The following is a 24,262-nucleotide window of genomic DNA, read 5'->3' as shown; positions in this document are numbered from 1 at the left end:
GGAGAGAATAGCACGTTTCGCGCTAGCCGATCGGTAAACACATATCTACGTCAGAGCGCTCGACTGACCGGGCTTCCCCTGGAGGGATCTGATGAGGCGCGCGCTCAAGTGGGTGGGTGATTCCGGGAAGTACCTTGTCGCGGTCCGCGCCGGAAACGAGATCGTCAATGCCTCCGTCGCCGCGACGGTCTCCCGGGTGGGCAGGCGGTCTGGCTCCCTTCGCCATTCTGGCGAGCAGCGGTGGCATCATGAATGTTGTTACGAGGACCATCATCGTCACGGCGCTGTAGAGATGTGCGGTCAACGCGCCGGTGGCGAGCCCCATTCGCGCGAAGACGAGCCCGACTTCGCCGCGCGGAATCATGGCTACTCCGATCAGGTCTCAGGAAATGGAGCAAAATTTCTGCTTGCCGAAATGAGGCCTCCGGCTCTATTACACGGCGCGCGGGGAAGGTATTATTTCGGGTCTGAAAAATGCTCCGAAGGCCGGGGCAGACCTCGACATCTACAGCGACCACGGCGCACACCACGTGGGCCAGATCACCGATCTAAGGACGCGAAAGGGCTGGTGAGACCATAAGCATGCTTCTGCCCGCGATCGCGCGCGTGGATCTCCGACGGATACTCCGCTTCTTCACGCTGATGCCCGGCGTGCTGGGGGCAATCACGGCCCTGATCGGCGCGGCATCGCTCGGCGCGTTGGGAATGGGATGGGGAGAGTTTGGTGTCGGCGCCACCGGCAGTGTCGTCATGGTGCCGCTCGTGGCGGCGTGCTTCGTCTTGTCGGGACTGAGCCTGGTCGTAGCGCAGCGGCGCGATTCGAGAGCGGCGACCTATGTCTCACGGATTCTGGCCGGGGTGGTCGCGCTCGTCACGCTGTTCGTGGTCTTCGAGTACGCGCTTGACTGGCGATCGAACATAGACATGCTCTGGTTCCGGGCCAAGTCTCCGGCGGGGACGCTCGATGCGTCCCAGAGAATGGCGATCAACGTCGCGATCGCGTTCGTGATGTTCGGACAGGGAATACTGTTACTCGACGGCGACAGGAAGTCGCGCGGTCTCAGATCGCAGATCTTCGCCACGCTTACGATCATCATCGCGTTCATCGCGCTGGTGGGACACCTGTTCGGCGTGCGCGACTTCTACAGCTTCCAGGTACTCTCAGGGATGGCGATCTCCTGCGCGGTGACGTTCCTGCTGCTGGGTTCGGGACTGCTCTTTTCCCAGCTGGAGCGCGGAGTGCCGGCGCTGATCGTTGACGATGGAGCGGCGGGATTCGTGGCACGACGGCTGCTGCCCGGCGCGGTGCTGGTGCCATTCATTCTGTCCACACTGAGATTCGCGGCCGAGAAGCACGCCATGTTCGGGCAGCGGCTCGGCGCTTCGCTCGTCTCCGTGGCCGACATGGTGGCATTCCTGCTTCTTATCGCGTGGAGTGCGCGCGTGCTGCGTGAGACTGACAGGAAACGCGGCGAGCTGTTCGTGGCCGAGCGCGAGGCGAAGGACGCGGCGGAGAAGGCGCGGGCCGAGGCCGAAGCGGCGATGACGCAGGCGGAAGCAGCACGGGCGGAGGCCGAAAGCGCGAACGGAGCGAAGAGCGATTTCCTCGCTGTCATGTCGCATGAGCTGCGCACGCCTTTAGCGGCGATCATGGGATACCAGGAGCTGCTCGCCGACGGGATAACCGGTCCTGTCACCGAAGCGCAGGGGCAGCAGCTGGGCAGGATCAAGGTGAGCGCCAGGCATCTACTGTCGCTGATTGATGAGATCCTGACGTTCACGCGTCTCGACGCGGGGCGTGAGACGGTGACGCCGGAGCCGATGGATGTGGAGGAGATGTTGAACGACGTCGCCGAGATCGTGGAGCCGCTCGCGAAGGCGAAGGATCTGGAGCTGCGCGTCGAGTCGCCGGGTCCGGGAGTGACGGTGGAGAGCGATTCCACGAAGGTGCGACAGATTCTCGTGAATCTTCTCTCCAACGCGGTGAAGTTTACGGATACCGGGTCGGTCACCGTTGCGGGCGCAGTTACCGGGAAGGAGCTCCGGCTGACGGTGAGTGACACCGGGATCGGCATCAATCAGGAGCACGTCCACCGGATATTCGATCCTTTCTGGCAGGTGGAGCAGAAGGCCACTCGCCGCGCGACAGGCACCGGGCTCGGGCTCACGGTAACCCGGCGGCTCGCCAATCTCCTTGGCGGCGACATAACGGTAATGAGCACGCCGGGTGGAGGCACGATATTCACCGTCACCCTTCCAACCAAGGCACCGCACATCGTGGCGCTGCCGGAGCGTGTCATGCATCTGCGTGCCGGATGATCTGCACGTCATAACCCATTCAAAGAGAAGACGGATGAAGAACCGCATGTTCGTGTGCGTCAGCGGTATTTCGGTGCTGACGTTTCTGGTTGCGCAATCCGCGCCTGCGCAGCAGCCCACGGCGACGCCGCTGGCGAACGCGTACCGCGCGACCGCCGACAGGATGATCGCGGCCGCGCTTGCCGACAGCTCGGCATGGAACCGGCTGGCGCTGCTTACCGACAAGTTCGGCCCGCGTCTCAGCGGATCGGAGAGTCTTGAGGCGGCGATAGACTGGATTCTTGCCCAGATGAAAAGCGACGGGCTGCAGAATGTGCGCGGCGAGCCGGTAATGGTTCCGAAGTGGGTGCGCGGCGAGGAGTCCGCGGAGCTGATGGGCCCGCGCGCGGCGCGGTTGCACATGATCGGGCTCGGCCGCAGCGTCCGGACTCCGACAAAGGGAATCACCGCGCAGGTGATGGTCGTGAACGACTTCGACGAGCTGACGAGGCGGGCGACTGAGGCGAAGGGGAAGATCGTGCTGTTCGACGTGCCCTTCACGAACTATGGACAGACCGTGCGATATCGTGGAGGCGCGGCGGTGGCGGCGGCGAAGGCCGGAGCAGTGGCGGCGCTAATCCGGAGCGTGTCGTCGTTCTCGATGCAGAACCCGCACACTGGCGCGATGGGCTATGACTCGACGGTCGTGAAGATTCCGGCTGCTGCCCTGAGCGTCGAGGACGCGATGATGGTGCACCGGATGGTGGACCGCGGCGAGAAGGTCGTGGTGACGCTGCGCATGTCGGCGCAGACTCTGCCTGATGCGTTGTCGCGCAACGTCGTCGCTGAGGTCGTTGGGTCGGAGAAGCCCGATGAAGTCGTCGTGCTCGGCGGACACATCGATTCGTGGGATGTGGGCCAGGGCGCGATGGACGACGGTAGCGGGAGTGTGGCCGCGTGGGAAGCGGTGAAGCTCATCAAGCGATTGGGTCTCAAGCCCAGACGCACGGTTCGCGTGGTGCTTTGGACCAACGAGGAGAACGGAAGCCGCGGTGGAACCGGGTATCGCGACGCTCACAAGTCCGAGCTGGACAAGCACGTGATGGCGATGGAATCGGACAACGGTGCCTTCAAGCCGCTCGGCCTCGGCATATCCGCCGGCGAGGGCGGGCTCGGAATGGCGACCGACATCGCGTCGCTATTCTCGTCATTCGGTGCAACGGCTGCGAGCAATGGCGGGTCCGATGCTGATACTGCGCCGCTCAACGCGCTCGGAGTTCCGGCGATGTCACCGACGGTGGATGGCACGAAGTACTTCTGGTACCATCACAGCAGCGCGGACACGATGGACAAGCTGAGTCCGCGCGAGATGGCGGAAGTCGTGGCGTTGATGGCGGTGACGGCGTACGTCGTCGCGGACATGCCGGGGACACTGCCGAGAGCGGCGATCAGATGACCGACTTGTACCGGTAGGCAGCCACGCCCGTCTTCGCGTTCCTGATGCGGAAATCCTTCGTGGCCTTCGGAGCGACGGGGCCCACAGTGGCGGTCTCGGTGAAGAGCACCGTGCCCTTCACGTCGAGGAAATCCACGACCAGCGTGTAGGTCTTCGCCGCGGCGCCGAGGTTCTCGATTGTGCCGGCGAGAGTGGTGCCCTCGCTGTTACGGGAGAACTCGGTGAACGCGACCTTCACGGGCATTTTCTCGGCCTTCGAGTTCCAGAAGACGAGCGAATCGTTGTACATCCTGGTCGTCTTCGCGTCGGACTTCTTCTTCAACTTGCCGACATATGTGTAGGCGTAGAGCATGTAGTTGTCGGGGTTGTTCGGATCGAGCGCGACGAGGCGGTCAATGATCGGCGTCACCTTGTCCGTCTCACCAACCTGGAGGTAGCTGGCGGCGACGTTGTTCAGTCCATCGCGCGAGTACGGGTTCCTGGCGATGACGTGCTCGAAAAGAAGCGCAGCGTCATCGGCGCGCTTGAACTGCGACGCGACGACTCCGGCCTGGAGGAACGCGCCCTCCGAGTACTTTGCCGGCTCGGCGATGAGCGGCGCGTAGATCTTTCCAATCTGCGCGCTGTCGCCGGCCGCGATGTACATCTTTTGAAGGTTGCTGATCGCGATAGTGCCCTGGACGTTGTCCTTCGAGCCGGCGAGCTCGGTCCACAAGGCGATTGTCTCACGGGCGAGGGTCTTCTTCCCGGCGCCGGTTGCGGCGTTCGCGCGCTCGGTGGTCGTGGTCGCAAGGTCGTACAGTGCGCGCTCTCTCACATCGGCATAGGTGGTGTCGGTACCGGCGGCGGCGATCACCTGCTTGGAGTATTCCATCATCGCCGGATAGTTCTTGTGGTTCCTGGCGATGCTGGCGAGGACGGTGTACGCGTAAGGCGACTTGCGGTCGAGCGTCAGCGAGCGCCTGGCGAAGATCTCGGCCGAGTCGAGCTGGTTGGCGTTGAGCGCGTTGATGGCGGCGTTGGTGACGTTGAGCCACGCCTTCTGCTGGCGGAACGGCGCCATGTAGGCCGCGCACGCGGGCGAGCTCTGCTCGACAATCGTGATGGCGGAGTCAGCTGCGGCGAAGATGTCAATCGTGCCGGACGGATCAGTGGCGAGCCCAATGGCTCCGCGGGGCGAGACGGCCTGGATGCCGGGCTGCTCGAGGAGTAACACGTAAGCCGAAGCGAGCATGAAAGCGCGTCCGACCGGGTTCTCGTTCTTGAAGTTCGGCGCATTGAGCGTCGAGATAATGCTCTTCAGGTCTTTCGTGGGATCGCCACCCTTCATCAGGGCATTGGCGCGCGTGAGGGAGAGCATGGCGCGGGCAATCGACTGCGGCTTGCCCTGCTCGATCTCGCATTGCGGGCCTGTCGGTGCGGCCGGAGGCGTCTGCGCGAACGCGGGCGCCGCGCTTACTATAGTAGCGGCTGCAAAGAGGCTCCAATAAAAAGCTTTCATCAACTTGCTCCTGCGGGTGAAAGGCACAGAAACAGCCAACCTGTCGCGTGGACGGGCAGACTGAATTACGTGGTGGTGACTCGCGTGTCGGTAGTAATATACCCGCGCCGGGAGATCGTTCCAGAAAGCTGAACATCTGTAGCCAGGCCTTTGCCGGGAGCCCAACGCGTGCCGAAAACCCCCGTCGTGCTGGTGCATGGATACTCCGATGCCGCCGCGGCGTTCGATCCGTGGAAAACGGTGCTCGAATCGCGCGGATTCGACGTCACCTCCATCCACGCCTGCAACTACAGATCGCTCACGAACGAGGTGACGATTCGCGACATCGCCGAGGGGTTCGATCGAGCGCTGAGAATGCGGGCGGGGCTCGATGCCGACGAGCCATTCGATGTGATCGTGCATTCGACGGGGATGCTCGTGATTCGCGCATGGCTCTCCGCATACGCGGGGCGTCGCGAGCGTCTGAAGCATCTGATCGGACTGGCGCCGGCGACATTCGGGTCTCCACTCGCGCACAAGGGAAGGAGCTGGCTCGGCGCGCTGTTCAAGGGCAACCGGCAGCTCGGGCCCGATTTTCTCGAGGCGGGCGACAGGATTCTCGACGGGCTCGAGCTTGCCGGGCGATTCACGTGGGACCTGGCGCACGAGGACATGCTGGGAGAGGACACGTTCTACGGTCCGACGAAGCGCACTCCATACGTGTTCATCTTTTGCGGGAACGGCTCGTACTCGGGAATCAGGAAATTGGTGCAGGAGCCGGCGACCGATGGAACGGTGCGTTGGTCGGGATGCGCGCTCAACACCCGGAAGATCGTGCTGGATCTGACGCAGGATCCGGCGAGGCCAGGCGCGGAGAAACGCGTATCGGTGGCGCCCTGGAAGAATGTGGACGCCCCGCTGGTGCCTGTGGAAGGAAGGAACCACTCGACCATTCTGAGCGATCCGGGAGAGGACCTCGCCGATTTCGTGGAGGCAGCACTCGCGGTCAACAGCGCCGCAACGTATTCCGACTGGTACGAGCAGGCGGCGAAGCGGACCGCGTCCGCGGTGAAAAAGATGGACGCGTGGCAGCAATTCGTGATCCGCGCCATTGACGAGAGAGGCGACGCGATCACCGACTACAACGTGCAGCTGTTCACGCGGACGGCGAAGGGGAGGGCGAGCGAGGTTCGGCCGTTCGACGTGGACGTACACACGTACAGGGGGGACAGCAGTCTCCGATGCTTTCACGTGAACCTGTCGAAGGTGAACCCGGATCGTCTGGAAAACCTGTGGATACGGGTAATGGCGTCATCGGGGTCGCAGCTGGTGGGATACCAGGGATACGGGAGCGACGCGAGCGATGGGCCGGCGGATGCATCGGACGACGGGAAGTGGGATGCGGAGCTCGACATATCATCACTGGTGGACGACAAAGGGACCAAGTTCTTCTTTCCGTTCACGACGACGCTGGTGGAGCTGCGGCTCAACCGGGAGCCGCTGCCGCTGTCCGGAAGGAATCAGGTGTGCTGGTTCTGACGCGCGCTACCGGCGATAATTGGGTGTGAAGATTTGCAGAAGACACAATTTCAGACGCGCTGCAATCGCATTAACCGCGATCGCACTGCCGCTAGCCGTGGCGTGCGCGCCTGAGCCGACGACACCGGCGACCTCCAATCTGGCGGGTGTGTGGACGGCCAATGCGCACCTCTACACGCTGTCCAACTTCCGCCTGGAGCTGATTCAGGAGCCGCAGGGAATCGTGAGCGGGAAGTGGTCGGCTCGAGGTGATGGCGGGGGAGGCGGCTGCTATCCGGACATCCCCTGCGACGCGTTTGGCAACCTCATCGGGCGCAACACGATCGCGCAGGTTGAGCTCGAGCTCCTCGGCGCGGGGAAGTTTGAGGGTGCGCTCGTCGAGCCGGACAGGATGCGCGGAATCTTCGCCGTCAACACGAGCTATGACACCATCACCTTTGTGCGCAGTTCGGGCGCTGGCAAGTAGTTGAGCCCGGCCTCACCTCATCGCAAGGCGCTCGCGCACCTGCGCCGCGTGGATCCCGTCATGTCGGACGTGATAGACAAGGTCGGGCGATGCACGCTCGTCCCGCGCACCGAATGGACACACTTCGATGCTGTCGTGCGGTCCATCGTCTATCAGCAACTCTCCGGCAAGGCAGCGGCGACGATTCACAGACGTGTCCTGACACTGATCGGCGACGGCGCCGAAGCACCGGGGAGAATTGTCGCCACGTCGCATGACGCGCTACGCGAAGCGGGCTTGTCCAATGCGAAAGCGAACTACGTCAGGAACCTGGCGGAGCACGTACTGGACGGGTCGCTCCCCGTGGAATCGCTGCACGAGCTGAGCGACGACGAGATCGTAACCGCGCTGACGCAGGTGAAAGGGATCGGCCGGTGGAGCGCGCAGATGTTCCTCATGTTCCGGCTGGGACGGCCTGACGTTCTCCCCGAGCTCGACCTCGGCGTACAGAAGGGAATCCAGAAAGCATACCGGATGCGCAAGCTGCCAACGCCGAAGCAGGTGCTAACGCGCGGGGCGAAGTGGGCGCCGTACCGCACAGTCGCATCGTGGTACATGTGGAGAGTGCTGGAGGTGTAAGTTTCTGCCAGGGAAAAACTTCTACAAGCTGAGTGACAATGCCTGTCGTGAATTTTGACGCGCTGCCGGATTCGGCGCGCGTATGGGTTTATGGGGCGGATCGGGAGATTGGCGCCGAAGGGCAGAAGAAGCTGCTTGGTGCGGTGGACCAGTTTCTGGCCCAATGGAAGGCGCACGGCGCACCGTTGTCGTCGGCGCGGCGGTGGGAGGACGGGCGATTTCTGACTATCGCGGTGGACCAGGAGCGGGAAGGGGCGTCGGGGTGCTCGATTGACGGGCTGTTCCGGAGTCTCAAGGCGCTGGAGCCGGAGATCGGGGCACGAGTGGTGACGAGCGGGCTCGTGTACTATCGCGGGCGTGATGGAGCGATCCACGCGGTGACGCGGGAGGAATTCGCGCTGCTGGCTTCGCGCAAAGAAATAGACGACGACACCGAGGTCTACGATGTCTCCGTCATCACGCTCGGCGAATGGCGCGCCCGGTTCAGGTCGCGCGCGGCGGACTCATGGCATGCGTCGCTGATGGCGTAGATCTCATCAATCGATGAAGACACACACTCCGGGGAGTAGCTACACCCTCAAATAGTCGGGACGCCAGCTCTTCACGACTTTCTTCACATCGTCCGTGGAGCGAAGCTCGCCGGCCAGGCAACGCTGCACGAGCGCGGGTACCTCTTCGTCTGAGGCGAACCGAATGCCAATGAGCTGGTGCGGGGTCAGGTCATTGATGCGGGCGCGCTGGTCCGCGGGCAGGAGAGCTGCGAGCCGCAATCGTTCCTCGAGCCGGATGGTGCGGTCCTGCGCAGCCAGCGCCATGCTGCGCGCGGTGAATCCAAGGACAAGGAGTGCCAGAGTGACGACGACCATCCACACGTGATAGGGTGTGCGGTACTTGTTGAGACGCGCTATCTCGACGCCAACGTTGATGAGGAGGACAGGAATGACGAAGAAGTGCACCGGTGGCAGGAGCCGGCGGTGGTTGGCGTAGGTCTGGGCCGTGCGGGCCATGTATTCCCCTGATTGGAGTTGCTTGAAGTTACCGCTACCCGCTACCCGTTGCCCGTTGCCCGTTACCCGTTGCCCGTTGCCCGTTACCCGTTGCCCGCGGGGAGGGCAGCGGCCTCGGCGGCGTAGCGCTTGAGGCGGCCAATCATCGCGTTGAGGCCGGCCTCCCGTGCGCCCAGTCCGATGCTTTCCATGAGCGTGCGCACGAAATCGGGAGGAATGGCGAGCGTGGCGGAAGGCGGCTGCCCATTCACCGCGGCGAAGACGATGGCGAGGACCGCGGCGATCGTCGGCGACTGGCGGGCGTTGAGGTCGGCGTGGAAATGCATCTTTCCATCCACCACTTCAGGGATGATGTCCACCCTTGTCTGGCACTCGGGAACCGTGAATGCCGCGCGATCGAGATCGCGCAATCGCGCGGGAAGGGGCTCGAGCTTCTTGGAATATTGCACGAGCGCCTGCATCTTCTCCTCGCGTCCCATCGAGCGGAAGAGTCGTAGCACGCGATCGATCGAAGGTGGGATGGCGCCTGCAGTCGCATCCTGCATGGAGTGGAATCTAACCGATGAAGCGCGTTTTCTGGCTGGTCGCCGTAGCCCTTGCTGGCTGCAGTCGTGCAGGCTCCGACTCGATCGTTGCGAACGGTACGCTCGAGATCGTGGAGATGGACATCGCGCCGCTCATGACCGCGCGGGTGGACCGCGTGCTTGTGCAGGACGGTGACTCGGTTCGCGCGGGCGACACGCTGGTCGTGCTCAGCCAACCAACGTCGGCCGCGGACATTCAGCAGCGAGCGGCGCGTGTAGCGGAATCCACAGCGGGCCTCGGCGAGGTGGAGCGAGGTGCGCGAGCGCCGGAAATCGCCCGCGCTGAGGCGGAGCTGCAGGGGCTCGAGGCGGAAGCGAAGAGGTTGTCAGATGACGCGACGCGGGCGAGGCGGCTCTACGCAGCCGGCGCGATCTCGCAGCAGCAGATGGAGGCGGCGGTCACGGGGTCGCGCGGGTCGGCGGCGCGGCGCGATGCGGCGAGGCAGTCGGTGATTCTGCTCCGGCAAGGCGCCACGCGCGAGCGGGTTGAGGCCGCGCGGGCGGAAGTTGCCGGCGCGCAGGCGAATCTTTCCGCGGGACGCGCGTCGGTGGATGCGCTGACGCTGCTCGCGCCGGTAAATGGAGTCGTGATGAGCCGGAACGTCGAGCCGGGCGAAACAGTGACGCAAGGACAGTCGGCGGTGACGCTCGGCGATGTGAAGCGGCCGTGGGTGCGAGTCTATGTCAACGCGCTCGACGTGCCGAATGTGAAAGTGGGCAGTCCGGCGCACGCAGTCCTGGACGGACTGCCGGGCCGCTCGTTCAATGGACGAGTCGTCGCGATCAACAGGAAAGCGGAGTTCACTCCGCGTGTTGCGCTGACGGAAGAAGAGCGTGCGGACATGACCTTCGGCGTGAAGGTGGAATTCGAGGATGCGTCAGGTGCGCTCAGGCCCGGACTCCCCGTGACGGTGACGATACCGAGGAGCAGTCCCCGGACGTGACTTCCCCTGCCGGAAAAGCCGACCGTGGGACAGCCGATTCCGCACCCGCTATCAAGCTCGATCACCTCCGCCGGGAATTCGGGTCGCTCGTCGCGGTGGAAGATCTCACGCTGACAGTCACGAAGGGCGAGGTGGTCGGAATGCTCGGCCCGAACGGGTCTGGCAAGACGACGACGATCCGGATGCTGTGCGGGCTGCTCGAGCCAACGTCGGGGTCGGCGACAGTCGCCGGGTTCGACGTGCGCACACAATCGGAGGAGATCCGCAGGAACATCGGCTACATGTCGCAGAAGTTCGGTTTATACGACGACATGACTGCTCTCGAGAACCTGGATTTCTACGCGGCCGTGTACGGACTCAAGGGGAAGGCAAGGAAGGACAGAATCGCCGGGCTCTTATCGGAGTTGGATCTGGTGGAGCGAAAGGACCAGATGGTGTCCGCGCTCAGCGGCGGGTTCAAGCAGCGCCTGGCGCTGGCGTGCGCGATCGCTCACAAGCCGGTGGTTCTCTTCCTCGACGAGCCGACGGCGGGAGTGGATCCCGCGGCGCGGCGGAGGTTCTGGGACATCATCTACGGCCTGGCGAAGAACGGGACGACGATTCTCGTCACCACTCATTACATGGATGAGGCGGAGAAATGCCAGCGTGTCGCATTTCTTTCGAGGGGTCATCTCATCGCGCTGGGGACGACCGATGAAGTGACGCGGCAGTTCGGGCAGAAGAGCATCGAGGACGTGTTCATCGAGCTTCAGCGGCGTGACGAGGGGGTGGGCGTTTGACGCCGCGGGATACACTGCGCGGAAGCACCATCTGGCCGATGCTGCGAAAGGAGTTCATCCAGATGCGGCGCGACCGGCTGACGTTCGCGCTGATGTTCGTGCTTCCTGTGATTCAGCTGCTGATGTTCGGGTATGCCATTCGGATGGAGGTGCGTCATCTGCCGATGGTGGTGCTGGACTATTCGCATTCCCTGGAGAGCCGTGCGCTCGTAGCGGTCATGGAGCAGACGCAGAACTTTCGCGTTATCGGGTCCGTTTCGAGCTACGATGAGGTGAAGGGTGCGATCGAGTCGGGGCGCGCGCGAGCGGCGATCGTGATCCCACCGGATTTCCAGAAGGACATCAAGCGTGGCCGTACGGCGCAGGCGCAGGTGATCGTGGACGCAGCCGATCCGCTGGCATCATCTGCGGCGATCGGCGGTGCGTCGCTCGCGGCATCGGTGCGGGCGATGGCGCTGAATCCCGCCGCGGCGAGCAGGCCGCTGCCGCTCGAGGTGCGAGTGCGGCCGTGGTACAATCCGGCTCTGCGAAGCGAGGTGTACATCGTGCCCGGCCTGATCGGCGTGCTGCTCAGTCTGACCCTGTTGATGATCACGGCGATCGCGGTGGTGCGCGAGCGCGAGCGGGGCACCTTCGAGCAGCTCGTAGTGACGCCGATCAGCAAGACGAGCATCATCCTCGGGAAGCTGGTTCCGTTCGTCATCGTGGCGTACGTGCAGATGACGAGCGTGCTGATAATCGGCAAGCTGATGTTCAACGTGCCGGTAAGAGGAAGCCTTCTGCTGTTGTACGTGTTGAGCGCCACTTTCATCGTCGCGAACCTGGCGATCGGGCTTCTCATATCGACCATGGTGAAGACGCAGATCCAGGCGATGCAGCTCAGCGTGTTCTTTCTGATGCCGAACATCCTGCTCTCGGGATTCATGTTTCCGAGGGATGCGATGCCGGTAGCTGCCCAGTGGCTGGGGCTCGCCCTTCCGCTCACGTACTACCTCGAAATTCTGCGGGGCATTCTCCTGCGGGGCATCGGGTTCAGCCACCTGTGGCACGAAACTCTCGTGCTTTCCGTGTTCGCCGTCGCGCTGATCACGTTCAGTGTGATCAGGTTCTCGAAGACGGTGCAGTAGCGACATTGAAACTGGGTAATCCAGAATGCCAACGCGGAAATCGAGTGCAAGGTGGGAAGGTGGCCTCAAGGGTGGAAAAGGAAGCTTCAAGGGTGAGAGCGGATCGATCGGCGGGCAGTACAACTTCAGCTCGCGCTTCGAGAGCGGAGTTGGCTCGAACCCGGAGGAACTCTTAGCCGCCGCTGAGGCCGCGTGCTACAGCATGGCGCTGAGCGGAGGGCTGGAGAAGAACGGCACACCGCCGGCAAGCGTCGAGACGGAAGCCGCGTGCACGGTTGAAGCCGCCGATGGCGGGTTCCGCATATCGAAGATTCACCTCGACGTGAAGGCGACGGTTCCCGGTGTTGACCAGGCTAAGTTCCAGGAGATTGCCAACGCAATGCTCACCGGGTGTCCGGTATCGAAGGCGTTTCATGGAAACGTCGAGCTGACATTGAACGCGAGTCTGGTTGGCGCCTGAGGCAAAGGGCCGAAATCCGGGCAACCTCGGGCGCCTGGTCAGGCGATACGCATCTCTCCCGAATTCCAGATGGCCCGTGCGTCGCACGCATCGCAGTTGCCGCACGACCAGTCGCTCGAGACATCTTCTCCGAAGTGCTCCAGGATGAATCGCGTGCGGCAGCCGGTGGTCTGGCAGAAGTCTATGATTGTGCGAAGCTTCTTCTGATCGTTGGCGCGGCGCTCCTCGTAGTCGGTGAGGTCATTGCTCAGGTCGCATGACGTGAGGTTGTCCTGGAGACGTTGCCAGCGGCCGCCGCGGTGCTCGCGCACCAGTCCGTGGCGCTTGAGGAGTGCGAACACGATCTTCGCCTTGCGCTGAGGGACTTCGGTGATGTCGGTGATGTCGCTGAGCAGCACCGGTGTGTCGAGCGGGTACTTCTCGAGCGCGAGCGCGACCTTGGCGGCTTCCTCGACCTCCGGGTATTTGCCGCCCAGAAAGTAGGACTGGATGCGGCGGTCCTCCACCCTGTAGAGAACTGTGCACGTCGCGGGGAGGCCATCACGTCCCGCGCGGCCGGCTTCCTGGTAGTAAGACTCGATCGAGCCGGGGAAGTGGTAATGCACGACGAAGCGGATGCCCTGCTTATCTATGCCGAGCCCGAACGCGTTGGTGGCGATTATGGCCTTGATGTCGCCGTTCATGAACGCATCCTGCACCTGTTTGCGGTCGGCGGCGGGACGCCTGCCATGATACAGGCCGACGCTGTGGCGTTCGGAGAACTGCTTGTAGAGACGCTCCGCTTCCCTGACGGTCGCCACGTAGATCACGCCCGAGCCCTCGCTCTCGGTGAGGATCTGCTCGACGATCGTGTCCTTGATCCCGTCGTTGACTGTGCGCCGGACTTCGAATCGCAGATTCGGGCGCGCGAAGCCGGTAATCGTGACGTGCGGATCCTGCATCCCGAGCTGGCGGACGATGTCGTCCTGCACTTCCTGCGTCGCGGTCGCCGTGAGTGCCACTATCGGCGGCCTTCCCAGCCGCTTGGCGATGGAGCCGAGACTGAGGTAATCGGGACGGAAGTCGTGTCCCCACTGGCTCACGCAGTGCGCTTCATCTATCACGAAGAGTCCGACGTGGCGCGACATCAGCCGCTCGAAGAAATCGCGATCCTTGAATCGCTCTGGCGTGAGGTAGAGCAGCTCGCCTTCGCCAGCCTCGATCTGCCGGTGCGCCTCACGCGCCTCGCCGGTCGAAAGATGCGAATGCATCGCGACAGCATCAACACCCTGTGCCGACAGCTTGTCCTGTTGATCCTTCATCAGCGCGATCAGCGGACTAACGACAACGGTGAGGCCGGGCTGGGCGAGCGCCGCAAGCTGGTAGATGACCGACTTGCCGCTGCCCGTTGGCATCACGACGAGTGCGTCGCGGCCATCGAGCACGGCTTTGATCGGCTCCCACTGGCCTCTGCGAAAATCATCATGGCCAAAGCGCTCGCGCAGCAGAGCACGGGCCTCGGCCTTGTTTGCCTTCATCATCACGTATCCGGCATTCGCATGAAGCATTCCGCTGGGTCATGTTCATCGAACGGAGCGGTTCGGTAGCTTTGTGAGGTGAAATCGAAATCGAAGGGTTCGCTGCAACTGTTCGCGATGACTGCGCCTGGACTGGAAGGACTTCTGGCGGAGGAGCTGCGCCAGCTGAATCTCCCTCGTGGAACGACAACTCCGGGGGGAGTGTCGTTCACCGGCACGGTGGCCGATGTGAGGCGGGTCAATCTCTGGTCGCGCATCGCGAACCGCGTGATCGTTCGCATGGACGAATTTCACGCCAGCAGCTTTCACGAGCTGGAGCGCCGCGCCAAGCGAATGGACTGGGCGCGCTTTGTCTCCGCGGGTGAGCAGGTGCGGTTTCGCGTCACCTGCAAGAAGTCGCGGCTGTACCACTCCGACGCTGTGGCGGAGCGACTGGCGAAGGCCGCGGAGCGCCAGTTGGGGGCGAAGAAAGTGGAGGACGAGACCGGTGACGATGTTGACGACGGTGGAGACGCCGCCGGACAGCTCTTCATCGTTCGCATCGCTCACGACGTCTGCACGGTGAGCGCTGACAGCTCGGGTGCGCTGCTGCATCGGCGCGGATACAGACAGGCGGTGGCGAAAGCACCCCTTCGCGAGACGATCGCCGCGGCGATGCTCGCGGGGAGCGAATGGGATCGCGTCAGCCCGCTGGTGGACCCGATGTGCGGCTCGGGGACGATCGCCATAGAGGGCGCGATGATGGCGCGGCAAATGGCACCGGGTATCGGGCGGAGATTCGCGTTCGAAAACTGGCCGAATCACGACGCGGACGCGTGGGAGGATTCGATTGCCGCGGCGAGGGAGTCACAGCTGTCGAAGGCGCCGGGGCCGATCATTGCGTCAGACCGGGATGCCGGTGCAGTGGAGGCGGCGAAGGCGAACGCCGCACGGGCCGGTGTGGAAGGGGACATCGAGATCGGCAAACACGCGGTGTCTGCGGCGGAGATCCCGGACCAGCCCGGATGGATCGTCACCAATCCTCCGTACGGCCTTCGGGTCGGCGAATCGGGCCCGCTGAGGAATCTCTACTCCCAGCTCGGCAAAATTCTGCGGAATCGTGCGCACGGATACCGGATGGCGCTACTTTCTGCGGACAAATTGCTCGACGCACAGCTGAGGGTCGAGTTACGAGAGGTGTTCAGGACCACCAACGGCGGCATACCGGTGCGACTGATGATGGCAGGAGACGGGTGACGGAAAGCGGACTGCTTTTCTCGATCAACTGCTCGGCGGGCGGAGTTCCCAAGCTTCCGATGCCCGAAGCTCTCGTCACGACTTACGGGTTGTTCGGCGACAGCCAGGCCGACACCAGGCACCACGGCGGGCCGGACCGCGCGGTATGCATATTCTCGGTGGAGCGGATCCGTGCCCTGCAGGAGGAAGGTCATCCGATCGGGACCGGGACGACTGGCGAGAATCTCACCATATCCGGACTCGACTGGGATCTGGTGACCCCAGGTCACCCTGACGCCGTCAGGGATGAAGGCAAAAGGGTGGCTGGAGTCCCTTCTATCGTAAGGGACCCGCGAAAAGCGGTCCCACTCTTGAATAGGTAAGTGCAATCCAACCCGTCCGGCGCCCCTTACGCGCCAGGCCGGTCGCGCGCACTCATACGGCGATGGGCAGATCGTACATCTTTAGTTCAGGAGCAGGGCGTGGAAATCGGCGATACAATCGATACTCAGCAGCAGAGTGAGGCGCCATCCAGGCGCTCTCGCAAGCAGCCCCGTTCCGGCGTTGCGGCGACGAAACCGCGCCGCAACGGGAAAGGTGACGACGGTGATTCCTCCTCCGGGCTGGCGGAGCTTCTGACGGCGTTGCGCGACATGCGCGACGGCGACTTCTCGGTGCGCCTCCCTGGAGCGGCCGATCCACTGCTCGACGACATCGCGTCGGCCTTCAACGGAATCGCCGAGCGAAGTGAGAGACTCGCCGCAGAGTCCGTGCGGGTCAGCACGACGATCGGGCGCGAAGGGCAGATGAACGAGCGCGCCTCGATCGGGCGGGCGACCGGCGGATGGGCGACCATCACCAGCTCGATCAACGCTCTGATCACCGATCTCGTATCGCCGACAAGCGAAGTTGCGCGAGTGCTGACCGCCGTTGCCGAAGGCGATCTGCAGCAGAAGATGACGCTGGTGATCGACGGCAAATCGGTGCAGGGCGAATTCCTGCGAATTGGAACGACGGTGAACACGCTCGTCGATCAGCTCGGTGCTTTTGCTTCTGAAGTGACTCGGGTGGCTCGCGAAGTAGGAACGGAAGGACGGCTGGGCGGACAGGCGAATGTGCCGGGAGTCGGCGGGACGTGGAAGGATCTCACGGACAACGTGAACTTCATGGCCAGCAACCTGACTGGCCAGGTGCGAAACATCGCCGACGTAACGACGGCGGTGGCGCGAGGCGATCTGTCGAGAAAGATCACGGCGGACGCCAAGGGCGAGATCCTCGAGCTCAAGAACACGATCAACACGATGGTGGATCAGCTCTCGGGATTCGCCTCCGAAGCGACTCGAGTGGCGCGCGAGGTGGGTACGGAAGGACGGCTGGGCGGACAGGCGAACGTGCCGGGCGTAGCCGGAACGTGGAAGGATATCACCGACAACGTGAACACTCTGGCAGACAACCTCACGAGTCAGGTGCGAAACATCGCCGACGTGACGACGGCGGTGGCTAAAGGAGACCTGAGTCGCAAGATCACGGTGGAGGCGAAAGGCGAGACGCTCGAGCTGAAGAACACGATCAACACGATGGTGGATCAGCTTTCGGGCTTCGCCTCGGAAGTGACTCGTGTGGCGCGCGAGGTGGGAACCGAAGGAAAGCTCGGCGGACAGGCGCAGGTGCCGGGAGTCGCAGGCACGTGGAAGGACCTCACCGACAACGTGAACTTCATGGCCTCGAATCTCACTGGCCAGGTGAGAAACATCGCCGACGTGACGACGGCTGTCGCAAAGGGAGATCTGTCGAGAAAAATCACCGCCGATGCGCAGGGCGAGGTGCTCGAGCTGAAGAGCACTATCAATACGATGGTGGATCAGCTTTCAGCTTTCGCCGCTGAAGTGACGCGCGTAGCGAAGGAAGTAGGAACGGAAGGAAAGCTGGGAGGCCAAGCGGAGGTGCTGGGCGCCGGTGGAACGTGGAAGGACCTCACGGACAATGTGAACGCCATGGCCTCGAACCTCACCGGTCAGATCCGAAACATCGCCGACGTGACGACGGCTGTCGCCAAGGGAGACCTGTCGAGGAAGATCACCGCCGATGCGCAGGGCGAGGTGCTCGAACTGAAGAGCACTATCAATACGATGGTGGACCAGCTCTCGGTGTTTGCCGGCGAAGTGACGCGCGTGGCGAGGGAGGTAGGAACCGAAGGGCGACTCGGCGGACAGGCGCAGGTGCCGGGAGTCGCAGGCACGTGGAAGGACCTGACCGACAACGTGAACTTCATGGCGTCGAACCTCACCGGCCAGGTGCGCAACATTGCCGACGTGACGACCGCCGTGGCGCGCGGAGACCTGTCGCGCAAGATGACGGTGGACGTGAGGGGCGAGATCCTCGAGCTGAAGAACACGATCAACATCATGGTGGACCAGCTCTCGGCGTTCTCGTCCGAAGTGACGCGTGTCGCCAGGGAAGTAGGTACGGAAGGAAACCTCGGCGGACAGGCGGAAGTGCCGGGGGTCGCGGGAACGTGGAAGGACCTCACGGACAACGTGAACACGCTGGCAGGAAACCTCACCAGCCAGATCCGCAACATCGCGCTCGTCACGACGGCGGTGGCGAACGGAGATCTTTCGCAGAAAATCACCGTCGAGGTGCGAGGCGAGTTTCTCGAGCTCAAGAACACGATCAACGCGATGGTGGACTCGCTGCGTCTCTTCGGCGACGAAGTGACACGCGTGGCGAAGGAAGTGGGAACCGAAGGAAAGCTCGGCGGCCGGGCCGAAGTGCCGGACGCGGCGGGAACGTGGAGAGCGCTCACGGACAACGTGAACGCGATGGCGAACAGCCTCACGCTGCAGGTGCGAGCGATCGCCGACGTGGCGACAGCGGTGACACGGGGCGATCTGTCGGGTCAGATCACCGTCGAGACGCCGGGCGAGCTTGACGAGCTGAAGAACAACCTGAACCAGATGATCGCGAACCTGAAAGCGACCACGGAGAAGAACACCGAGCAGGACTGGCTCAAGACCAACCTCGCGAAGTTCTCGAGGATGATGCAGGGGCAGAAGGATCTCGAGGCGGTGTCGCGCCTCATCATGTCCGAGCTCACTCCGCTCGTTTCGGCGCACCACGGCGCGTTCTACATCATGGACACCGAGGAGAGCGCCCCGGTCCTCAAACTGATCGCGAGCTACGCGTACAAGGAACGGAAGCATGTCGGCAACATGTTCCATCTGGGCGAGGGCCTGGTGGGACAGGCGGCGCTGGAGAAGAAGCCGATTCTCCTCACGAGCGTCCCCGACGATTACATCAGGATCACGTCGGGTCTCGGTGAGGCGCCACCGCGGAACATTCTCGTTCTGCCGATTCTGTTCGAAGGGGACGTGAAGGCGGTAGTCGAGCTCGCGTCGTTCCTTCCGTTCAGCCAGATCCACCAGATCTTCCTTGACCAGCTGGCGGAAAGCATCGGCGTCGTGCTCAACGTGATTTCCGCGAACATGCGGACGAGCGAGCTGCTCGAGCAGTCGCAGCAGCTGACGCAGGAGCTGCGGAGCCAGTCGCAGGAGCTGACGCAGCAGCAGGACGAGCTCAAGCACTCGAACTCGGAGCTCGAGGCACAGACGAAGTCGCTGCGGAGCTCGGAAGAGCTGCTGCGGGACCAGCAGGTGGAGCTGCAGCAGGTCAACGAGGAGCTCGAGGAGAAAGCATCACTTCTCGCCGAGCAGAACCGGAGGGTGGAGCAGAAGAACGACGAGGTGGAGGCGTCGCGTCTTGCTCTCGAAGAGAAAGCGGAGCAGCTGGCGCTGAGCTCGAAGTACAAGTCGGAGTTCCTCGCGAACATGTCACACGAGTTGAGAACTCCGCTCAACAGCCTCCTCATTCTCTCGAAGCTGCTGACGGACAACAAGGACGGGAACCTCACGTCGAAGCAGATCGAGTACACGCAGACGATTCATTCGTCGGGCTCGGACCTGCTGTCTCTCATCAACGACGTGCTCGACCTGTCGAAGGTCGAGGCCGGGAAGATGGAAGTGACACCGGTGGAGACCCCGGTCAACGAGCTGAACGCATTGCTGGAGCGGAGCTTCCGCCCGGTGGCGGAGCAGAAGGGGCTGCAATTCACGGTGGAAGTGAAGCCCGACGTGCCGGCGACGATCTACACCGACGGACAGCGGGTCGAGCAGGTGCTGAAGAACCTCCTGTCGAACGCGTTCAAGTTCACGAACGAAGGCAGCGTATCGCTGACGGTCCGCAAGGCCGAGCCGAAACGGAGATTCCTGCAGCCGGCACTGAACAGCGGCAGCGGAGTCGTCGCGTTCGCGGTGTCCGATACGGGTCCCGGAATCCCTGTAGACAAGCAGCGTCTCATTTTCGAGGCGTTCCAGCAGGCCGACGGCACGACGAGCAGGAAGTTTGGCGGCACCGGGCTTGGTCTTTCCATCAGCCGCGAGATCGCCCGACTGCTTGGCGGCGAGATCCACGTGGAAAGTGTTCCGGGCAAGGGCAGCACGTTCACGCTGTTTCTGCCGCTGCGCTACGTGGACGCGGATTCGATGCGTGCGAGGAAATCTCCCGCCATCGGGATCCCCGATAAGCAGCGTACGCCGAGGATCACACCCAATCCGACGTGGCGGCCGATGCCGTCTCAGGGGACGAAGGCGCCGATCATGCTTGGAGGCGTCCCGGAGAGAAGGGCGGCGCAGTATGTGGTCGAGGATGATCACGAGCGCATCGAACTGGGCGACCGCACCGTTCTGATCGTGGAGAACGACGCAAATTTTGCGAAGATCCTTCTCGGCATGGCCCGTGACAAGGGATTCAAGGGAATCGTCTGCCTCGACGGCGACAGCGGTCTGGCGGCCGCGCACGAGTATCGGCCGGACGCGATCACGCTGGATATAGACATGCCGGGGCTCGACGGATGGAAAGTGCTGGAGCGGCTCAAACACCATCCGAGGACGCGGCACATCCCGGTGCACATCATCAGCGGAATCGAGCGACGGCAGCAGGGTCTCAAGGCCGGCGCGATTGCGTACCTGGCGAAGCCGGTGAGCAAGGAAGCGCTCGACGACGCGTTCTCGAAGATCGCGACCTTCATTGACGACATCCCCAAGCACCTGCTGGTGGTGGAGGACGATGACGGTCAGCGCACGGCAATCGTGGAGCTTATCGCCCACGAGGACGTGGAGATCACGGCGGTTGACTCGGCGGAGAAGGCGCTCGCCGAGCTGGCGTTGTCGAAGCACTACGACTGCGTGGTGCTCGACCTCGGGCTCAAGGACATGAGCGGATTCGATTTCCTGGAGAAGGTGAAGTCGGATCCGAAGAAGTCCGACCTGCCGATCATCGTCTACACGGGCAAGCAGCTCTCACAGGCCGAGGAGACGAAGATCAAGAAGTACGCGGAGACGATCATCATGAAGGACGTGCGCTCACCGGAGCGGCTGCTCGACGAGACCGCGCTTTTCCTTCACAGGGTGGAGGCGAAGCTGCCGGAGCAGAAGCGGAAAATGCTCGAGCAACTGCATGACGCCGAAGCGGTGATCGCCGGAAAGCGGGTGCTGATCGTGGACGACGACGTGCGTAACATCTTCTCGCTCATGAGCGTTCTCGAGGAGCACGGAATGAACGTGAGATTTGCGGAGAACGGGAAGGATGCTCTCGATGCGCTGAAGGAGGATCCGGGGGTGGATGTGATTCTGATGGACGTGATGATGCCGGAGATGGATGGCTACGAAACGACGAGGGCGATTCGCGCAATGCCCGAGTTCAAGTCGCTGCCCATCATCGCGCTGACGGCGAAGGCGATGAAGGGCGATCGTGAGAAGTGCATCGCTGCCGGGACGTCGGACTACATAACGAAGCCCGTTGATACCGAGCAGCTACTGTCCCTGTTGCGGGTGTGGCTGTACAGGTAGACGACGCGGTCCCGTCCGCGGCGGCCGCTGTGTCGCGGTACGATCCCGAGCTCGAGCGCATTGAGATCGAGCTGCTGCTGGAGGGGATCTACCGGAGCTACGGCTTTGATTTCCGCTCCTATGCCTACGCCTCGATCAGGCGGCGGTTGTGGAAGCGGATCGAGGCCGAAGGGCTGCATGACGTGAGCGAGCTGCAGGCGAGAGTGCTGCACGAGCCGCAGATAATGGAGCGCCTCCTGCTCGATCTCTCGATCAACGTGACGGCGATGTTCCGGGACCCGTCGTTCTACCGGGCGTTCCGCGAGCGGGTCATTCCCATCCTCCGAACCTATCCGTTCATACGCCTGTGGCACGCGGGGTGCGCGACCGGCGAGGAAGTCTACTCGATGGCGATCCTGCTTCAGGAGGAAGGGCTGTACGAGCGGTGCAGGATCTACGCGACGGACATCAACGAGGTCGTGCTGCAGACGGCGAAGGAAGGGATTTTCCCTCTCGACCGCATGCAGGAGTACACGGAGAATTACATCGCGGCTGGCGGGAAGCGGGCGTTCTCGGACTATTATGTGGCCAAGTACGGTGGCGTGCTGTTCAGCCCGTCGCTGACGAAGAACGTCGTGTTCTCGCTGCACAACCTGGTAACTGACAGATCGTTCGCGGAGTTCAACGTCATCCTGTGCCGGAACGTTCTCATCTATTTCGACAAGACGCTCCAGGCGAAGGTGCATGGTCTCTTCTACGACAGCCTGGCGATGTTTGGCATTCTCGTTCTTGGAAGCAAGGAATCCCTGCGCTTCTCGCCAAAGGTGGAATGCTACGAGCAGTTCAACGGGCCGGAGAAGATTTTCCGGAAGGCACGGTGAGCGAGATCTCGCTGGTCGTCGTGGGTGCGTCGTGGGGCGGACTGACGGCGCTGAGCCAGCTCGTTGCGGGGCTCCCGGGCGACTTCGCGGTTCCGCTGGCTGTGGTGCAGCACCGGAGCTGGCACGCCGACAATCTGCTGGCCTCCCTGCTGCAGGATCTGACTCCGCTGCGTGTTGTGGACGTCGAAGACAAGGAGCCACTCGAGCCGCGCAGTATTTACATCGCGCCGGCGAATTACCATATGATGGTGGATGACGGTTATCTCTCGCTCACGACTGATCCGATGGTGCGGTTCAGCCGCCCGTCCATCGACGTGACGTTCGTCTCGGCCGGCGACGCATACCCGGGCGCGACAGTCGGTGTCGTGCTGACGGGCGCGAACGACGACGGTGCGCGGGGTCTGAGGCATATCGTGGATCGTGGGGGTAGAGCGGTGGTACAGGATCCGGCGACGGCCGAGGGCAAGGCGATGCCCTCGGCGGCGCTGCTGTTGGTGCCCGAGGCGGACGTCCTGCCGCTGAACGAGATAGCAGCACATCTCGTCTCGATCACGGCTTCGGCGTCATCGCGCGGGGAAAGGAAGGTGAAGGGATGACCGAGGATCGTCGCGTCAAACTGCTGCTGGTGGACGACCGGCCGGAGAATCTCCTCGCACTCGAGGCGATACTCGAGCCGCTTGGTCAGAAGCTGATCTCGGCATACTCCGGCGAAGAAGCGCTCAAGTGCGTCCTGCAGCATGATTTCGCCGCCATCCTGCTCGACGTGCAGATGCCCGACATGAACGGATTCGACGCGGCGCAGATCATCAAGTCGCGCGAGAAATCGCGCTACATCCCGATCATCTTCCTCAGCGCGATCAACAAGGAAGACTCGTACGTCTTCAAAGGCTATTCCATGGGCGCGGTGGACTACGTGTTCAAGCCTTTCAATCCGGACGTGCTGCGGTCGAAGGTGGCCGTGTTCGTGGATCTGTACCTCAAGCAGCAGCAGATCAAGGAGCAGTCGGAGATGCTCGCGGAAAGCCAGCGCCGGGAGATGGAGCTGGAGCACAGGGCAGAGCTGTTCGAGGCGGAGGCGAAGTCAGCCGCGCAGCTCACCGAGCTCAACATACAGCTCACCGAGCGCCAGGCGGAGCTGGAGCAGGCAATGGGAGTGAGGAATCGCTTCTACGCGTCAATGAGCCACGAGCTTCGCACGCCGATCAACGCGGTCATCGGCTACAGCACGCTGATGATCGACAACATCTACGGACCGCTGAACGTGAAGCAGCGTGAGGGGCTCGAGCGAACGCTGCGTGCCGCCCGCCATCTGCTCGAGCTCGTCAACGACGTTCTCGACCTGTCGAAGATCGAGGCAGGGAAGATCGAGTTGTCGCTGCAGCAGGTGAACATCCCCAATCTCATAGAGGATCTGTTCGTGACTGTGCGCCCGCTGGCCGACGAGCATGGCACGAGACTGTCGTTCGAGAACCCGAACGAGCCGTTGACGGTGGTGACGGATCCACGGCGCGTGCGGCAGATACTCCTGAATCTCCTGTCCAACGCGATCAAGTTCGGGATGCAGAAGCCGATCAAGGTGAGCTGCAATCGCACCGAGGACGGAGGCGTGTGCATCGCCGTCACAGATCACGGTGAGGGGATTTCGAAAGGGGATCAGTCTCGCATCTTCGAGGAGTTCGTGCAGGTGTCGCTGACGCAACAGCTTGGAACCGGGCTCGGACTTCCGATCTCGCGCCGGTTGGCGACGCTGCTCGATGGATCGCTCGATGTCGAATCGACCCCGAGGGTGGGAAGCGTGTTCACTCTGCTGCTTCCGGCAGAAAGCCAGCCCTTGGTGTACGATTCGGACGAATTCGGCGGGCCACCGGCGGGCCAGGAGATGCGGGTCAAAGGGCCGGAAAATGACGCCCCAAACGGATCCGGGGGCAAGTCCTCCGAAGGGGTCAGGGTGGCATAGACCCTGCCTTATGATGGTATCTGGTCGCGTGGTGCGGCCGTCATTCGGG

General features: G+C 62.8%; 21 protein-coding genes. 16 read left to right on the top strand and 5 right to left on the bottom strand.

Going from position 1 to position 24,262, the window contains the following annotated elements; all coding sequences use genetic code 11:
* Positions 1-22 precede the first annotated feature (22 nt).
* A complete protein-coding gene (locus Q7S20_06975; protein MDO8501569.1) occupies positions 23-364 on the bottom strand; it encodes a hypothetical protein in 342 nt (113 codons plus the stop codon).
* Positions 365-582: 218 nt separating this feature from the next.
* Here Q7S20_06975 and Q7S20_06970 point away from each other — a divergent pair, with 218 nt between their 5' ends.
* Together Q7S20_06970 and Q7S20_06965 are read left to right on the top strand one after the other, a co-directional pair.
* The gene (locus Q7S20_06970; protein MDO8501568.1) at positions 583-2,319 is read left to right on the top strand and encodes a HAMP domain-containing sensor histidine kinase; all 1,737 of its coding nucleotides are present in this window, start codon (positions 583-585) and stop codon (positions 2,317-2,319) included.
* 34 nt (positions 2,320-2,353) lie between these two features.
* Positions 2,354-3,754, top strand: coding sequence for a M28 family metallopeptidase (locus tag Q7S20_06965; GenBank protein MDO8501567.1), 1,401 nt, complete (start codon positions 2,354-2,356; stop codon positions 3,752-3,754).
* On the opposite strand, the gene Q7S20_06960 is transcribed toward Q7S20_06965, so the two are convergent.
* Complete coding sequence (locus Q7S20_06960; protein ID MDO8501566.1) at positions 3,747-5,255, bottom strand: hypothetical protein; 1,509 nt, start codon at positions 5,253-5,255, stop codon at positions 3,747-3,749. The genes Q7S20_06965 and Q7S20_06960 overlap by 8 nt on opposite strands.
* Before the next feature lie 168 nt (positions 5,256-5,423).
* Between Q7S20_06960 and Q7S20_06955 the strand changes: the two genes are divergently transcribed.
* The 4 genes from Q7S20_06955 (at position 5,424) to Q7S20_06940 (ending at position 8,387) form a co-directional block, all read left to right on the top strand.
* Entirely contained in the window at positions 5,424-6,773 is a 1,350-nt protein-coding gene (locus tag Q7S20_06955; GenBank protein ID MDO8501565.1) for a hypothetical protein, read from the top strand.
* 97 nt (positions 6,774-6,870) lie between these two features.
* Positions 6,871-7,239, top strand: a complete 369-nt coding sequence (locus tag Q7S20_06950) for a hypothetical protein (protein ID MDO8501564.1) — start codon at positions 6,871-6,873, stop codon at positions 7,237-7,239.
* On the top strand, positions 7,240-7,857 hold the full coding sequence (locus Q7S20_06945) for a DNA-3-methyladenine glycosylase (protein ID MDO8501563.1): 618 nt from the start codon (positions 7,240-7,242) through the stop codon (positions 7,855-7,857). It abuts the gene before it with no gap.
* A gap of 38 nt (positions 7,858-7,895) precedes the next feature.
* Positions 7,896-8,387 carry a hypothetical protein gene (locus Q7S20_06940; GenBank protein ID MDO8501562.1) on the top strand — a complete coding sequence of 164 codons (492 nt, stop codon included), beginning with the start codon at positions 7,896-7,898 and terminating at the stop codon, positions 8,385-8,387.
* Positions 8,388-8,426: 39 nt separating this feature from the next.
* Here Q7S20_06940 and Q7S20_06935 read toward each other — a convergent pair whose 3' ends face one another.
* Both Q7S20_06935 and Q7S20_06930 read right to left on the bottom strand, forming a co-directional pair.
* Positions 8,427-8,864 carry a DUF6526 family protein gene (locus Q7S20_06935; protein MDO8501561.1) on the bottom strand — a complete coding sequence of 146 codons (438 nt, stop codon included), beginning with the start codon at positions 8,862-8,864 and terminating at the stop codon, positions 8,427-8,429.
* Between the two features lie 83 nt (positions 8,865-8,947).
* Positions 8,948-9,364: a SufE family protein gene (locus tag Q7S20_06930; GenBank protein ID MDO8501560.1), complete on the bottom strand. Its 417-nt coding sequence runs from the start codon at positions 9,362-9,364 to the stop codon at positions 8,948-8,950.
* 62 nt (positions 9,365-9,426) lie between these two features.
* Between Q7S20_06930 and Q7S20_06925 the strand changes: the two genes are divergently transcribed.
* Genes Q7S20_06925 through Q7S20_06910 form a run of 4 tightly spaced genes read left to right on the top strand, consistent with a single transcriptional unit; the run spans position 9,427 to position 12,758 of the window.
* Positions 9,427-10,392, top strand: a complete 966-nt coding sequence (locus Q7S20_06925; protein ID MDO8501559.1) for an efflux RND transporter periplasmic adaptor subunit — start codon at positions 9,427-9,429, stop codon at positions 10,390-10,392.
* Positions 10,389-11,171: an ABC transporter ATP-binding protein gene (locus Q7S20_06920; GenBank protein MDO8501558.1), complete on the top strand. Its 783-nt coding sequence runs from the start codon at positions 10,389-10,391 to the stop codon at positions 11,169-11,171. Before Q7S20_06925 ends, Q7S20_06920 begins: the two co-directional genes overlap by 4 nt.
* Positions 11,168-12,298 (top strand): ABC transporter permease, encoded by a 1,131-nt coding sequence (locus Q7S20_06915; GenBank protein MDO8501557.1) that lies wholly within the window; start codon positions 11,168-11,170, stop codon positions 12,296-12,298. The genes Q7S20_06920 and Q7S20_06915 overlap by 4 nt, the downstream gene beginning before the upstream one ends.
* 25 nt (positions 12,299-12,323) lie before the next feature.
* Positions 12,324-12,758, top strand: coding sequence for an OsmC family peroxiredoxin (locus Q7S20_06910; GenBank protein MDO8501556.1), 435 nt, complete (start codon positions 12,324-12,326; stop codon positions 12,756-12,758).
* A gap of 38 nt (positions 12,759-12,796) precedes the next feature.
* Here Q7S20_06910 and Q7S20_06905 read toward each other — a convergent pair whose 3' ends face one another.
* Positions 12,797-14,278, bottom strand: a complete 1,482-nt coding sequence (locus tag Q7S20_06905; protein MDO8501555.1) for an ATP-dependent DNA helicase RecQ — start codon at positions 14,276-14,278, stop codon at positions 12,797-12,799.
* A gap of 75 nt (positions 14,279-14,353) precedes the next feature.
* Here Q7S20_06905 and Q7S20_06900 point away from each other — a divergent pair, with 75 nt between their 5' ends.
* The 6 genes from Q7S20_06900 to Q7S20_06875 all read left to right on the top strand — a co-directional run bounded on the left by Q7S20_06900 (position 14,354) and on the right by Q7S20_06875 (position 24,213).
* Complete coding sequence (locus tag Q7S20_06900) at positions 14,354-15,511, top strand: hypothetical protein (protein ID MDO8501554.1); 1,158 nt, start codon at positions 14,354-14,356, stop codon at positions 15,509-15,511.
* The gene (locus Q7S20_06895; GenBank protein ID MDO8501553.1) at positions 15,508-15,873 is read left to right on the top strand and encodes an MOSC domain-containing protein; all 366 of its coding nucleotides are present in this window, start codon (positions 15,508-15,510) and stop codon (positions 15,871-15,873) included. The genes Q7S20_06900 and Q7S20_06895 overlap by 4 nt, the downstream gene beginning before the upstream one ends.
* Positions 15,874-15,972: 99 nt before the next feature.
* Positions 15,973-21,396: a response regulator gene (locus tag Q7S20_06890; protein MDO8501552.1), complete on the top strand. Its 5,424-nt coding sequence runs from the start codon at positions 15,973-15,975 to the stop codon at positions 21,394-21,396.
* On the top strand, positions 21,381-22,256 hold the full coding sequence (locus Q7S20_06885; GenBank protein MDO8501551.1) for a protein-glutamate O-methyltransferase CheR: 876 nt from the start codon (positions 21,381-21,383) through the stop codon (positions 22,254-22,256). The genes Q7S20_06890 and Q7S20_06885 overlap by 16 nt, the downstream gene beginning before the upstream one ends.
* Positions 22,253-22,852 carry a chemotaxis protein CheB gene (locus Q7S20_06880; protein MDO8501550.1) on the top strand — a complete coding sequence of 200 codons (600 nt, stop codon included), beginning with the start codon at positions 22,253-22,255 and terminating at the stop codon, positions 22,850-22,852. Before Q7S20_06885 ends, Q7S20_06880 begins: the two co-directional genes overlap by 4 nt.
* On the top strand, positions 22,849-24,213 hold the full coding sequence (locus Q7S20_06875; protein ID MDO8501549.1) for an ATP-binding protein: 1,365 nt from the start codon (positions 22,849-22,851) through the stop codon (positions 24,211-24,213). Before Q7S20_06880 ends, Q7S20_06875 begins: the two co-directional genes overlap by 4 nt.
* Positions 24,214-24,262: the final 49 nt, after the last annotated feature.

This window comes from Gemmatimonadaceae bacterium (genome assembly GCA_030647905.1).
Lineage (GTDB): Bacteria > Gemmatimonadota > Gemmatimonadetes > Gemmatimonadales > Gemmatimonadaceae > UBA4720.
Note: the sequence above shows the minus strand (reverse complement) of the source record. Positions and strands in the feature narration are given on the sequence as shown.

What these genes read in the sequence shown, in the direction of transcription:
- Q7S20_06975 (MDO8501569.1), bottom strand. Translation starts at nt 364, where the DNA reads ATGATTCCGCGCGGCGAAGTCGGGCTCGTCTTCGCGCGAATGGGGCTC.
- Q7S20_06970 (MDO8501568.1), top strand. Translation starts at nt 583, where the DNA reads ATGCTTCTGCCCGCGATCGCGCGCGTGGATCTCCGACGGATACTCCGC.
- Q7S20_06965 (MDO8501567.1), top strand. Translation starts at nt 2,354, where the DNA reads ATGAAGAACCGCATGTTCGTGTGCGTCAGCGGTATTTCGGTGCTGACG.
- Q7S20_06960 (MDO8501566.1), bottom strand. Translation starts at nt 5,255, where the DNA reads ATGAAAGCTTTTTATTGGAGCCTCTTTGCAGCCGCTACTATAGTAAGC.
- Q7S20_06940 (MDO8501562.1), top strand. Translation starts at nt 7,896, where the DNA reads ATGCCTGTCGTGAATTTTGACGCGCTGCCGGATTCGGCGCGCGTATGG.
- Q7S20_06935 (MDO8501561.1), bottom strand. Translation starts at nt 8,864, where the DNA reads ATGGCCCGCACGGCCCAGACCTACGCCAACCACCGCCGGCTCCTGCCA.
- Q7S20_06925 (MDO8501559.1), top strand. Translation starts at nt 9,427, where the DNA reads ATGAAGCGCGTTTTCTGGCTGGTCGCCGTAGCCCTTGCTGGCTGCAGT.
- Q7S20_06910 (MDO8501556.1), top strand. Translation starts at nt 12,324, where the DNA reads ATGCCAACGCGGAAATCGAGTGCAAGGTGGGAAGGTGGCCTCAAGGGT.
- Q7S20_06905 (MDO8501555.1), bottom strand. Translation starts at nt 14,278, where the DNA reads ATGATGAAGGCAAACAAGGCCGAGGCCCGTGCTCTGCTGCGCGAGCGC.
- Q7S20_06875 (MDO8501549.1), top strand. Translation starts at nt 22,849, where the DNA reads ATGACCGAGGATCGTCGCGTCAAACTGCTGCTGGTGGACGACCGGCCG.